This window comes from Streptomyces sp. GLSS-08 (assembly GCF_056387915.1).
Map to the genome: position 1 here is coordinate 176792 of NZ_JBWJAQ010000005.1, position 12426 is coordinate 189217.

Sequence of the window (12426 nt, forward strand, 5' to 3'; positions counted from 1 at the left end):
GAGTCGGGAACGATGGACAGGGGCGTCCTGCAGCAGTTGCAGGTCCTGGCGGAACGGCACGTCGTCGCGATCCGGGGGGCGGGACAGTTCTGCGGCACAGGATTCTTCGTGACCGGGGACACCGTCCTCACCTGCGCGCACGTGGTGGCGGGCCGGGACGGCCGGTCGCTTTCCGTCGAGTTCGAGGGGCGGACCGTCGCCGCGAACCTGCTGCGCATGGCTCCGGCCACCAGGGGCGAGGGCACCGTCCACGGCTTCCCGGACCTCGCCGAACTGAAGTTGGCGGAACCCGTCGGGGATCTCGAAGGGGTATGGCTCGACGAGGCGGGGCCGGCGCAGTCGGACACCGTGTCCGTCCACGGTCTCAACGGAAGCACCCTGGAGCGCGGGGTCCAACCGGACACTCTGCATCTGCAGGTGGCCGGCCGCAGCGGAAACTTCGTGCGGCTGCAGTGGGATCAGGTGGTGCAGGGGTTCAGCGGCAGTCCTGTCCTCAACACCCGGACGGGCCGGGTCTGCGGTGTCCTGAAAGCCTCACGCAACGAGAAAGGGGTGTCCGGCGGTTGGCTCGTGCCGATCGAGGCACTGGAGTTGTGCTCTCCGGGGCTCATCGAGCGCAATGCCGCCGCCCACCGCCCCGGCACGCACTGGTTTGACGTCACCCGGGCACGGGCAGAGCGCCAGACGAAGCTCTTCGGGCGCAACAGCGGGGGGCCGCACACTACACCTGCCCAGATGCTGGCCCGGGGGGCGATGCCCTTCAAGGAGCGCCCCGAGCTGATCGAGCTGGACCGGTGGTGTCGTGACCCCGCGGATCAGTTGCTCCGCCTCATGTACGCGCCGGGAGGGTCGGGCAAGACCCGGCTCTCGGCGGAACTCTGCCTGCGCATGCGGGAGTCGGGCTGGCTCGCGGGCTTCGCCGACCGGAAGGTGTTCCGGGACCCGCTCCGGCGCACGCGGTGGCTGGACGATTTCACCGCGGCCCTGGAGGCCCGGATTCCGGCCCTGGTGGTCTTCGACTACGCACAGGCCCGGTTGGACGACGTCTGCGCACTGCTCGATCACGTACACCGGCAGCAGCCGAGTGGCATGACTCTTAGGCTGCTTCTCCTGGCCCGTTCCGAGGATCCTCTGTGGCAAGCCCTGCGCGAGGCGCTGGAAGACCTCGACATCGAAGACTGGGCCCTGGAGGGCGCGAGCCTACGGCGCCTGCCGAACAGCCTGGACACCATGGCGCCGGAAGAGCTGGCCGCGGAGGCCTTCGTGGCCTTCACGCGACAGCTGGACTGTCCGTGGTTACCGATGCCCGCCGGCCTCGCCGGCCGTGCGCGGCGGCAGGACTCGCTGCTCGGTGTGCTGGCGAGCGCTCTCGACGCCGTTCTCACGCTGCAGCACGGCGGCACATGGGCGGAGGGCGACGACCCGCTCGCGCGCATCTGCCGGCACGAGATCAACGGCTGGCATGCCCTCCTGGAGGACCGACTGGGGGGAGCGGGGCCGCTGGCCGGGCGTACCGGGCCGCTCATGTCCCAAGGTCTGCTGCTCGTGCCGACTCTCGCCCAGGGGCGGGACATACGGGAACTGACCACGCTTCTCGGGCGGGTGCGTGAGGCGACGTTTCCCGGGCAGCCGGCTCTCAACATGGTCGCCGTGCATGCCTGTTTGCAGATGCTCTATCCGATGCCACCGGACCGCGTCGCGGTGCTGGAACCCGACCGCATCGGCGAGATCCTGGTACGCAGGGTGCTGAGCGATAAGGAGAGCTCGGGAGAGGACGGCCGGGAATACCTGTCGGCCGTTCTCGACGTGAGCCGGCTCTGTGGTGACGACAGGCAGGAAGAGGCGCTGCTGGAGACTCTCGATGTGCTGGCGCGCTCGCGTGGGTGCACAGCGGTGGGCCGGGTCACGGACCATCCGGCCCACGAGATCCTCGACCGGGCGTTGGCGGCGGCTCTGCGCGCGAACCCGGACCTCCTGCTCCCGGCTCTCGTCACCACCGGCAGCCGGGTCCCCCACGCCGAACCGCTGGCAGAGGTCATGCGGCCCGTACTGGAGAACTGCGACACCGCACTGCTGCAACGGGTCGAGGACCGCCTACCGGGATACCCGTCCAGCTTGTCGCCCATCTCCGCGCTGGTCCTGGGACGGCTGCTGCGGCTGCCCGACGAGAGTACCGGCGAGGAGGACAGGCTGATCCGGCTGCGTCGGCTGGTGCCCTACAGCCTGCGCCTGGACGAGACGGGCCGCAGCACCGAAGCCGTCGATGCCGCCGACCAGGCGGTGGTGCTCAGCCGCGAACTCGTACGACGCTCCGCGCGGTACAAACCCGACTACGCGGCGGCGCTCAACAACCTCAGCCTGCTTCAGCATCGCGCGGGTCGCACGGCCTCCGCCCTGGAAATCAGCGTCGACGCCGTCTCCCTCTACCGTGAACTGCTGGAGGAAGCCCCAGGCCCACAGCGTCGGCTGCATCTGCTCGACACGGCTGCCGCGCTGAGCACGCTGGCGCTGCTGAGGTCACACGACGGGCAGGTGAACGGCGCCGCCGATGACGCGGCGGAGGGGGTGATCCGGTGCGAGGAGGCGGCGCCGGGCGCAAGGCAGGAGGACGTCCTGCTGACGTGCCTGGAGATCCTCGCCGCCTGCCGTTTGCGGATCGGGCTGGTGGACGAGGGGATCGCCTCTGGAGCGGAGGCTGTCGCCCTGGTGCGCGATCTGGCCGAGCGGCGGCCCGGACGCTACCTCGCCAGGCTTCCCGACGCGCTGCAGCAGTACGGCATGGGGCTGCTGTACGGCGGACGCGACAGGGACGCGTATTTTGCGTTGCGGGAGGCGGTCCGGCGGCGCGAGGCGCTGCCGCACCACATGCCTTCTCGGTCGGCGGACCAGCAGACCGCGCTGCGTGTGCTCGCCCGACTGCGCACCGAACTGAACGACCTGACCGACGATTAGCCGTCCTGGGGAAGACATACAGCCAGAGGGACGGACGCGCCATCCATGAGGGAGTGCCATGCCGGTGGACGACACCGTGACCGCTCGGACGATGCCCATACCGATCCGCCGCCGGAAGGCGGTGGAGGTGTTCGGCAACCGCTACGGCACGCTGTACAACGACGAAGTCGTGTCGCCGGGTGGTACGGAAGGCACGTATCTGCGCTGGCAGTGGTCACAGACCGGTGTGGTGGTGGTACCGACCGGGCCGGCCGGTTTCGCCCTGGTGCCGACGTTCCGCTACCCCGTCGGGCAGGTCTCCCTCGAGTTCCCGAGGGGCGGCTGTGAGCAGGGCGAACCGCCGGAGGACGCCGCAGCGCGGGAACTGCGGGAGGAGACCGGCTTCCTCTGCCGGCGATCTTCGATACGTTCCCTCGGGACCCTGCACGCGGAGACCGGTCTGATCGAGTCCGGGGTTCACGTCTTCACCGCCGAAGTGGATCGCGTCGACGGAGCCGTGGCCCGTCCCGAGGACATGGAGTCGGTGACCGAGCCGCTGTGGGCCTCGCGCGACGAGGTACTCCGGTGGCTGCGCGAGGGACGCATCACCTGCGGGGTGACCCTGGCCGCACTGGCATTGGCGCTCGCCACGGGGAACGACGGCCACGGGCCCTCACCCTCGCGATGACCCGGTGACGGCGCGTCGGCGCAGTCTGCGCGGGCCCAGCTCCTCCAGCGCCGCCGCGGACTGCTCCGGGGCCGCGACATCATGCCCGCGGAACTCTACGTCGAGGTAGGTGTCCGGGCCTTCGTCGGCTGAGCGTACGTCGAGTCCCGCGCCGAGCGCTCCGGTCAGGGCGTCCTGGGTGATGCCGAATCGCATCAGGTTCCGACTTCCCCGCTGGACGGCCCACGCCTGCTCGTCCGTGGTGCGGAAAGCGCGGACGAACGCCTCCTGCATCCAGGCGCTGAACTCGGTCATCGCCTCCGTGAGCAGACCGAGGTCGGGTTGTCCACTGCCGCGCAGTACGGCCAGCTCCCGGATGACGACGTTGCGCGAGGTCTGCTCGGTCGCCTCAAGCAGCACCTCGACCGGCAGCCTGCCGAGCAGGAATTCATCGAGCATGCCGGGGGCCAGCGCACTCTGTTTTAGGAGGACACGGTTCGTGGACGCCTCGGTGAGGGCCTCCCCGGCGCGCGGAGCGGCGGTACCTGCCCCGAGCACGGTCGGAAGGGCCCGCCGGTACGCCTCACCGGCGGCGCGGTCGACGGTCCCGAGCGCGAGGACGACCTCCGTGGAAGCGCCGCTTGCCGTCTCCCTGAACGCGTCGACCCAGTCCTTGATCGATTTGTAGTACAGCGGGTCCTGGTCCTCGACCCACAAGACGGCCTCTTCCAACGTGCCGAGGGTGACGCCGTGAGCGAGCGATAGTTGCTGCCGGAGCAGGCTCAGCACTCCCGCCTTGAAGGCGGCCGCCACGGCGGCGAGGTCGTAGGTGACCGCGTACGGCATGGTTCTGCGGTCCATGTCCTCGGCGTACTCGACCGTGGGAACGTGTTGGACCCGACGCAGTTCCTGGGCGTCGCGGACCTGGCGCAGCGGCAGACCGTCACGCCGCGCGACGCGGATGCGTCCGTCGTCCAGAAGCGGACCGATGTCCGACCGCAGGCTGGGGTCCGCCGCTTCACCGGGGGACACGAGAGCCCGGAAGAAGGGGGTGTTGAGGCACTGCGAGTCCCCGATCAGCAGCTGGTCGGAGAAGAGGACGTGGAAGAGCAGCCGGGCCCGGAGGTCGACCGCTCGTGCGATGGGCGTCTGGCGATGGATCTCCACGTCGGAGAGGTACACCTTCTCCGGCATCGGTCCGCGGCCTTCTTCGCCCATGTGCTGCTCCCCCGAGTCAGTTCTTCCCGGCGGTCATAGTAGAGGCGGCATGACCCACTGCGGGGTCCGATGCAGACTTCTGTCTCCTCGGACAGACACGACGAAATCCGGAGGCGAAGTGTCCGAACTTGTTCAAGCGGTGATGCCCGACGGCGTGACCCTGTGGGTGCGTGTCGGCGATGACGAGGCAGGGCCGACGGACACCGGGTTCGGCCAGCTGGGCGAGGCCGTGGCGCGGCGGCTCGAGGACCTTCCACAGACCATCGAGGCGGTCACCCGAAGTGTGCGTGCCGGACTGCACAACGCCGCGCCCGACGAGGTATCGCTCGAATTCGGCATCGAACTCGCGGGCAAGAGCGGACATCTGGTCAGTGTTCTGACAGACGTGGGCGGAAAAGCGACGCTGAAGGTAAGCGTGACATGGCGAAAAGGGGAGGGTGCGCACACCAACGTGACGCCCGCCGGCGAACCGGATGCGGACGACGGCACGTCCGGGACCGGCTGAGGCATGAAGCGGGGCGGCGGAATCCTCGGGATCCCGCCGCCCGAAAGACGGCCGCGCTACGCGTCGCCGCCCGCCGCGCCGGGGTCGGCCGCCGTCACGTCGAGGAGCTGGTAGCGGTCGATCGCCTGCTTCAGCGCCGACCGGTCGACCTTCCCCTCGCGCGCCAGCTCGGTCAGCACCGCGACCACGATCGACTCCGCGTCGATGTGGAAGAAGCGCCGTGCCGCACCGCGCGTGTCCGCGAAGCCGAAGCCGTCCGCGCCCAGGGACTGGTAGGTCCCCGGCACCCAGCGGGCGATCTGGTCCGGCACCGAGCGCATCCAGTCGGAGACCGCCACGAAGGGGCCCTCCGCGCCCGACAGCTTCCGCGTCACGTACGGGACGCGCTGCTCCTCCTCGGGGTGCAGCAGGTTGTGCCGCTCCGCCTCGATCGCCTCACGGCGCAGCTCGTTCCAGGAGGTCGCCGACCAGACGTCCGCCCGGACGTTCCACTCCTCGGCGAGGATCCGCTGCGCCTCGACGGCCCACGGAACGGCGACACCGGACGCCATGATCTGCGCCGGAATGGAGCCCGAGGTGCCCGCGCTGAAGCGGTGGATGCCCTTGAGGATGCCGTCGACGTCCACGTTCTCCGGCTCGGCCGGGTGCTGGATCGGCTCGTTGTAGACGGTGAGGTAGTAGAAGACGTCCTCGCCGTGCGGGTGCTCCTCGGTCGAGCCGTACATCCGGCGCAGACCGTCCTGCACGATGTGCGCGATCTCGAAGCCGTACGCCGGGTCGTACGCCACGCAGCCCGGGTTGGTCGAGGCGAGCAGCTGCGAGTGGCCGTCCGCGTGCTGGAGACCCTCACCGGTCAGGGTCGTGCGGCCGGCGGTCGCGCCGAGCACGAACCCGCGCGCCAGCTGGTCGGCCATCTGCCAGAACTGGTCACCCGTGCGCTGGAAACCGAACATCGAGTAGAAGACGTACACCGGGATCAGCGGCTCGCCGTGCGTCGCGTACGCCGAACCCGCGGCGATCAGCGAGGCCGTGCAGCCCGCCTCGGAGATGCCGTCGTGCAGCATCTGACCGGTCGGCGACTCCTTGTACGCGAGGAGCAGATCCCGGTCGACGGCCTCGTACTGCTGGCCGAGCGGGTTGTAGATCTTCGCACTCGGGAAGAACGAGTCCATGCCGAAGGTGCGGTACTCGTCGGGGGCGATCAGCACGAAGCGCTTGCCGATCTCCTTGTCCCGCATGAGGTCCTTCAGCAGTCGCACGAACGCCATGGTCGTGGCGATGGACTGCTGACCGGAACCCTTCTTCACACTCGCGTACGTCTTGTCCTCGGGCAGCGGCAGCGGCTTCGACCGCACGACGCGGGTCGGGACGTAACCGCCCAGGCCCTTGCGGCGGTCGTGCATGTACTGGATCTCCTCGGAGTCACGCCCCGGGTGGTAGTACGGCGGCGCGCCGGACTCCAGCTCCTTGTCGGAGATCGGGATGTGCAGCCGGTCCCGGAAGCCCTTGAGGTCGGCGACCGTCAGCTTCTTCATCTGGTGCGTGGCGTTGCGGCCCTCGAAGTTCGGCCCCAGCGTCCACCCCTTGACCGTCTGGGCGAGGACCACCGTCGGCTGGCCCTTGTGCGCCTTGGCCGCCGCGAAGGCCGCGTAGACCTTGCGGTGGTCGTGCCCGCCGCGGCCCAGGTGCAGGATCTGGTCGTCGCTCATGTTCTCGACCATGGCGCGCAGCCGGTGGTCGTCGCCGAAGAAGTGCTGGCGGATGTACGCGCCGGTCTCGGTGGCGTACGTCTGGAACTGCCCGTCCGGCGTGGTGTTCAGCTTGTTGACCAGCACGCCGTCGCGGTCCTGCGCGAGCAGCGGGTCCCAGGTGCGGTCCCACACCAGCTTGATCACGTTCCAGCCGGCGCCGCGGAACTGCGACTCCAGCTCCTGGATGATCTTGCCGTTGCCGCGCACCGGGCCGTCGAGCCGCTGGAGGTTGCAGTTGACGACGAACGTCAGGTTGTCCAGGCCCTCGCGCGCCGCGATCGACAGCTGGCCGAGCGACTCCGGCTCGTCCATCTCGCCGTCCCCGAGGAACGCCCAGACGTGCGACTTGGAGGTGTCCGCGACGCCGCGGGCCTCCATGTACCGGTTCATCCGCGCTTGGAAGATCGCGCCGAGCGGGCCGAGGCCCATGGACACGGTGGGGAACTCCCAGAAGTCCGGCATCAGCCGGGGGTGCGGGTACGACGACAGCCCGTACGGCGCCTTCGACTTCTCCTGCCGGAAGGCGTCGAGCTGCTGCTCGCTCAGCCGGTCGAGCAGGAAGGCGCGGGCGTAGATGCCCGGCGACGCGTGCCCCTGGAAGAAGATCTGGTCGCCGCCGTCGCCCTCGTCCTTGCCGCGGAAGAAGTGGTTGAAGCCGACGTCGTAGAGGGAGGCGGAGGAGGCGAAGGTCGCGATGTGGCCGCCGACGCCGATGCCCGGGCGCTGGGCCCTGGACACCATCACGGCCGCGTTCCACCGGGTCGCGTTGAGGACCTTGCGCTCGATCTCCTCGTTGCCGGGGAAGAACGGCTCGTCCCTGGTGGCGATCGTGTTGACGTAGTCCGTGCTGCGCATCTCCGGCACGGCCACGCGCTTCTCGCGGGCCCGCTCGATCAGCCGCAGCATCAGATAGCGGGCACGCTCCCGGCCGCGCTCGTCGACGGCGGCGTCGAGGGAGTCGAGCCACTCCTGGGTCTCTTCGGGATCGAAGTCAGGTACCTGACTCGGAAGGCCGCCAATGATGATCGGGTTGCGATCGGATCCGGAAGCCACGCTGTTCCTTCACTGTCAGAGGGCCATGTTTCCCTGGGTTTCCAGGTGTCTGCACCGTTCCCCATCGTGGACCCCGGGAACGCGATCGTCATCTCTACCGAGAGGTAACCATCACGTTCGTCCAGCCAGGTCGGGGCGGGTCGGGCCGAATCGCAACGATACGCCCAGCCCGGCATGCGTTCCGCAAAGCCATTCGACTCCCGTACCCTCGGAGGGTCCCTAATTCGCAAACCGGGCAGAAGAGCGTGGTGTGCGTCACGCGTGCCTGTGATTGCATGCCTGGAGTTGCGTCGACACGGCCGGGATCGTCACCGTTTCGGCGGTCTCGACGGCCGGGTACTTGCGCGATCCGTCCCGCCCGTGTGGACTACGGCCAATGCTTCGCGCACGCGCGTGGCTGAAGACTTCTCCCAGCTCCTGACACGAGCGGGGGGAAGACCCCCAACGAAACATGATCAGGAGGCAACCCGTGAGCGCGACCGCGGACCACGCGGAGGAGAGGACGAACCCTGCCGCCAGGCTGGGGTTCCAGCCCGAGCAGGTGGTCCAGGAGATCGGCTACGACGACGACGTCGACCAGGAGCTCCGCGAGGCCATTGAGGAAGTCATCGGCAGCGAGCTCGTGGATGAGGAGTACGACGACGTCGCCGATGCCGTGGTGCTGTGGTTCCGCGACGAGGACGGCGACCTGACGGATGCGCTGGTGGACGCCACCACGTACATCGAAGAGGGCGGCACGATCCTGCTGCTGACGCCGAAGACCGGCCGCGACGGCTACGTCGAGGCGAGCGACATCGCCGAAGCCGCGACGACCGCGGGTCTGTCCCAGACCAAGACCGTCAGCGTGGGCAAGGACTGGAGCGGCAGCCGGCTGGCCACGCCGAAGGCGGCCAAGTCGAAGCGCTGAACTCCGCTTTTCTCTCTCCCTCGGGGCAGTACTCGTGCTGCCCGCAGCAACGTGTGCGGGGCCCGCGCCGACCAGCCGTCGGCGGGGGCCCCGCCCATGCGCGGGGCCGTCCTGCCCCCGGACGGATCCCTGCGTAGGCTGGTCGTCACCCGAACGGCCCCCTGGAAGGGATGCGTGTGACTATGGCGATCGAGGTCGGCACCAAGGCCCCGGACTTCGCACTCAAGGACAACCACGGCGCCACGGTGCGGCTGTCCGACTTCCGCGGCGAGAAGAACGTGGTGCTGCTCTTCTACCCGTTCGCGTTCACCGGCGTGTGCACTGGTGAACTGTGCGCCCTGCGCGACGAGCTCCCCCGCTTCACCGACCGCGACACGCAGGTGCTGGCCGTCTCCAACGACTCCATCCACACCCTGCGCGTCTTCGGCGACCAGGAGGGCCTGGACTACCCGCTGCTGTCCGACTTCTGGCCGCACGGCGAGGTCTCGCGCGCGTACGGCGTCTTCGACGAGGACAAGGGCTGCGCCGTGCGCGGCACCTTCATCATCGACAGGGACGGCGTCGTCCAGTGGACCGTCGTCAACGGTCTGCCGGACGCACGTGACCTGAACGAGTACGTCAGGGCGCTCGACACCCTGTGATTCTTCGGCCCCAAGCCCTGCAGGGTACGGGAACCCGTCACTAGGATCGACACGTTGATCCGATACCGACGCACGACGGGGCTCCCCGCCCCTGGACACCATTGGGAGGACTCGTGGGAGTCAGCCTCAGCAAGGGCGGCAACGTCTCGCTGTCGAAGGAGGCGCCCGGCCTGACCGCGGTCATCATCGGTCTGGGCTGGGACGTCCGTACCACCACCGGCACCGACTTCGACCTCGACGCCAGCGCCATCCTGACGAACGCGGAGGGCAAGGTCAGCAGTGACGCCAACTTCGTGTTCTTCAACAACCTGAAGAGCCCGGACGGCTCCGTCGAGCACACCGGCGACAACATCACCGGTGAGGGCGAGGGCGACGACGAGCAGATCAAGGTCAACCTCGCCGCCGTCCCGGCCGACGTCGAGAAGATCGTGTTCCCGGTCTCGATCTACGACGCCGAGAACCGCCAGCAGTCGTTCGGCCAGGTCCGCAACGCGTTCATCCGCGTCGTGAACCAGGCGGGCGAGGCGGAGATCGCGCGCTACGACCTCTCCGAGGACGCCTCGACGGAGACCGCGATGGTCTTCGGCGAGCTCTACCGCCACGGCGCGGAGTGGAAGTTCCGTGCCATCGGCCAGGGGTACGCCTCGGGCCTGCGCGGCATCGCGCAGGACTTCGGCGTGAACGTCTGAGCCGACAGCGGGCCCCCCGGGGCCCAGGGCTCACCCGTCCGGCGCCGCACACTTCGAGTGCGGCGCCGGACGCGCTCGACAGCGGCGCCGGACCGCCGGACAACTGAAGTTCCATCTCGGGGAGGACCAGCATCATGGGCGTCACGCTCGCCAAGGGAGGCAATGTCTCCCTCTCCAAGGCCGCACCCAACCTCACGCAGGTGATGGTCGGGCTCGGCTGGGACGCGCGCTCCACCACCGGAGCCCCCTTCGACCTCGACGCCAGCGCGCTGCTGTGCCACGCGGGCCGGGTGCTCGGTGACGAGTGGTTCGTCTTCTACAACCAGCTCAAGAGCCCCGACGGCTCGGTGGAGCACACCGGTGACAACCTCACCGGGGAGGGCGAGGGCGACGACGAGTCGATCCTGATCGACCTCTCCAAGGTCCCCGCCACCGTGGACAAGATCGTCTTCCCGGTCTCGATCCACGAGGCCGACAACCGCGGGCAGACCTTCGGCCAGGTCAGCAACGCCTTCATCCGCGTCGTCAACCAGGCCGACGGCCAGGAACTGGCGCGCTACGACCTCAGCGAGGACGCCTCCACGGAGACCGCGATGATCTTCGGTGAGGTTTACCGCTACAACGACGAGTGGAAGTTCCGTGCCGTCGGGCAGGGGTACGCGTCAGGTCTGCGGGGCATTGCTCTGGACTTCGGGGTCAACGTCTCCTAGGCGGTTGCGGGGCCCGCCCGTGCCGACCGAGCGGACCGCGCTCTACACTTCGAGGTCAACGTTAGGTAAAGCCGAGTACGGCACGGGGAAAACCTTCCTCCAGGCTCCGCTTGGGGGCGCCCCCAATACACGATTGGGTAGCCAGTGCTTCTGAAAACCTTCGGCTGGTCGTTTGCGGTCACCGCGCTCGGCCTGGTCGCGGCGGTGCTCTACGGGGGGTGGACCGGCTTCGGCATCGTGGCGATCCTGTCCGTCCTCGAGATCTCGCTGTCCTTCGACAACGCGGTGGTCAACGCCGGAATCCTGAAGAAGATGAGTGCCTTCTGGCAGAAGATCTTCCTCACGGTCGGTGTGCTGATCGCCGTCTTCGGCATGCGGCTCGTCTTCCCCGTCGTCATCGTGGCGGTGACCGCCAAGAAGAGCCCGATCGAGGCGGTCAACCTCGCGCTGACGGACAAGGACCAGTACCAGCAGCTGGTGACCGACGCCCACCCGGCGATCGCCGCCTTCGGTGGCATGTTCCTGCTGATGATCTTCCTCGACTTCATCTTCGAGGACCGGGACATCAAGTGGCTGAACTGGCTGGAGCGCCCGCTGGCCAAGCTCGGCAAGGTCGACATGCTGTCGGTCTGCATCGCGCTGGTCGCCCTGCTGATCACCTCCATGACCTTCGCGGCCCACGCCCACCAGCACGGCGGAGCGCACGCCGACAAGGCCGAGACGGTCCTGATCTCCGGCATCGCGGGCCTGATCACTTACATGATCGTCGGCGGTCTCTCCGGCTACTTCGAGGACAAGCTCGAGGAAGAGGAGGAGCGTGAGCACGAGGCCGAGGAAGAGGCCAGGCAGACCGGCAAGAAGCCGTCGGCGGTGGTCCTCGCCGGCAAGGCCGCGTTCTTCATGTTCCTCTACCTGGAAGTGCTGGACGCGTCCTTCTCCTTCGACGGTGTGATCGGCGCCTTCGCCGTCACCAACGACATCGTGCTGATGGCCCTCGGCCTCGGCATCGGCGCCATGTACGTCCGGTCGCTGACGGTCTACCTGGTCCGCCAGGGCACCCTCGACGACTACGTCTACCTGGAGCACGGCGCGCACTACGCGATCGGCGCCCTCGCCGTGATCCTGCTGGTCACCATCCAGTACCAGATCCACGAGGTCATCACCGGCCTCGTCGGCGTCATCCTGATCGCCTGGTCCTTCTGGTCCTCCGTGCGCCGCAACAAGGCGCTCGCGGCCGCCGAGGGAAAAGGCCAGACCTCGGACGACAAGACTGAGGTCTCGTCCGGGGTCTGACACGCGCACCGGGCCGAGGGGTTGACACCCCGCCCGATGAGGAACGCTCTGTGCGGGGCGG

Annotated in this window: 10 protein-coding genes; 8 read left to right on the forward strand and 2 right to left on the reverse strand. The window is 68.5% G+C overall.

Translation table 11 applies throughout. The features are described from left to right. Window positions 1-12 precede the first annotated feature (12 nt). Entirely contained in the window at window positions 13-2952 is a 2940-nt protein-coding gene (locus AC0ZLC_RS11075; RefSeq protein ID WP_476751736.1) for a trypsin-like peptidase domain-containing protein, read from the forward strand. A 91-nt stretch (window positions 2953-3043) separates the two neighbouring features. Next, window positions 3044-3619, forward strand: a complete 576-nt coding sequence (locus AC0ZLC_RS11080) for an NUDIX hydrolase (RefSeq protein ID WP_476751737.1) — start codon at window positions 3044-3046, stop codon at window positions 3617-3619. Here the strand turns inward: AC0ZLC_RS11080 and AC0ZLC_RS11085 are convergent. After that, the gene (locus AC0ZLC_RS11085; RefSeq protein WP_476751738.1) at window positions 3605-4816 is read right to left on the reverse strand and encodes a hypothetical protein; all 1212 of its coding nucleotides are present in this window, start codon (window positions 4814-4816) and stop codon (window positions 3605-3607) included. The two genes, AC0ZLC_RS11080 and AC0ZLC_RS11085, sit on opposite strands and share 15 nt — an antisense overlap. A 118-nt stretch (window positions 4817-4934) precedes the next feature. Between AC0ZLC_RS11085 and AC0ZLC_RS11090 the strand changes: the two genes are divergently transcribed. Continuing rightward, window positions 4935-5321: a CU044_2847 family protein gene (locus AC0ZLC_RS11090; RefSeq protein WP_476751739.1), complete on the forward strand. Its 387-nt coding sequence runs from the start codon at window positions 4935-4937 to the stop codon at window positions 5319-5321. 56 nt (window positions 5322-5377) lie between these two features. Here the strand turns inward: AC0ZLC_RS11090 and aceE are convergent, their stop codons facing one another. Then, window positions 5378-8125: a pyruvate dehydrogenase (acetyl-transferring), homodimeric type gene (aceE, locus tag AC0ZLC_RS11095; RefSeq protein WP_476751740.1), complete on the reverse strand. Its 2748-nt coding sequence runs from the start codon at window positions 8123-8125 to the stop codon at window positions 5378-5380. Between the two features lie 469 nt (window positions 8126-8594). On the opposite strand from aceE, the gene AC0ZLC_RS11100 reads away from it, so the two are divergent. From AC0ZLC_RS11100 to AC0ZLC_RS11120, 5 genes are all read left to right on the forward strand, one after another. Next, window positions 8595-9032, forward strand: a complete 438-nt coding sequence (locus AC0ZLC_RS11100; RefSeq protein WP_183116860.1) for a DUF3052 domain-containing protein — start codon at window positions 8595-8597, stop codon at window positions 9030-9032. A 182-nt stretch (window positions 9033-9214) separates the two neighbouring features. Beyond that, a complete protein-coding gene (locus AC0ZLC_RS11105) occupies window positions 9215-9673 on the forward strand; it encodes a peroxiredoxin (protein WP_476751741.1) in 459 nt (152 codons plus the stop codon). A gap of 113 nt (window positions 9674-9786) precedes the next feature. Further along, window positions 9787-10362 (forward strand): TerD family protein, encoded by a 576-nt coding sequence (locus AC0ZLC_RS11110; RefSeq protein ID WP_121403257.1) that lies wholly within the window; start codon window positions 9787-9789, stop codon window positions 10360-10362. 134 nt (window positions 10363-10496) lie between these two features. Continuing rightward, window positions 10497-11072: a TerD family protein gene (locus AC0ZLC_RS11115; protein WP_476751742.1), complete on the forward strand. Its 576-nt coding sequence runs from the start codon at window positions 10497-10499 to the stop codon at window positions 11070-11072. A 144-nt stretch (window positions 11073-11216) separates the two neighbouring features. Continuing rightward, window positions 11217-12365, forward strand: a complete 1149-nt coding sequence (locus tag AC0ZLC_RS11120) for a DUF475 domain-containing protein (protein ID WP_476751743.1) — start codon at window positions 11217-11219, stop codon at window positions 12363-12365. The last annotated feature ends 61 nt before the right edge of the window (window positions 12366-12426 follow it).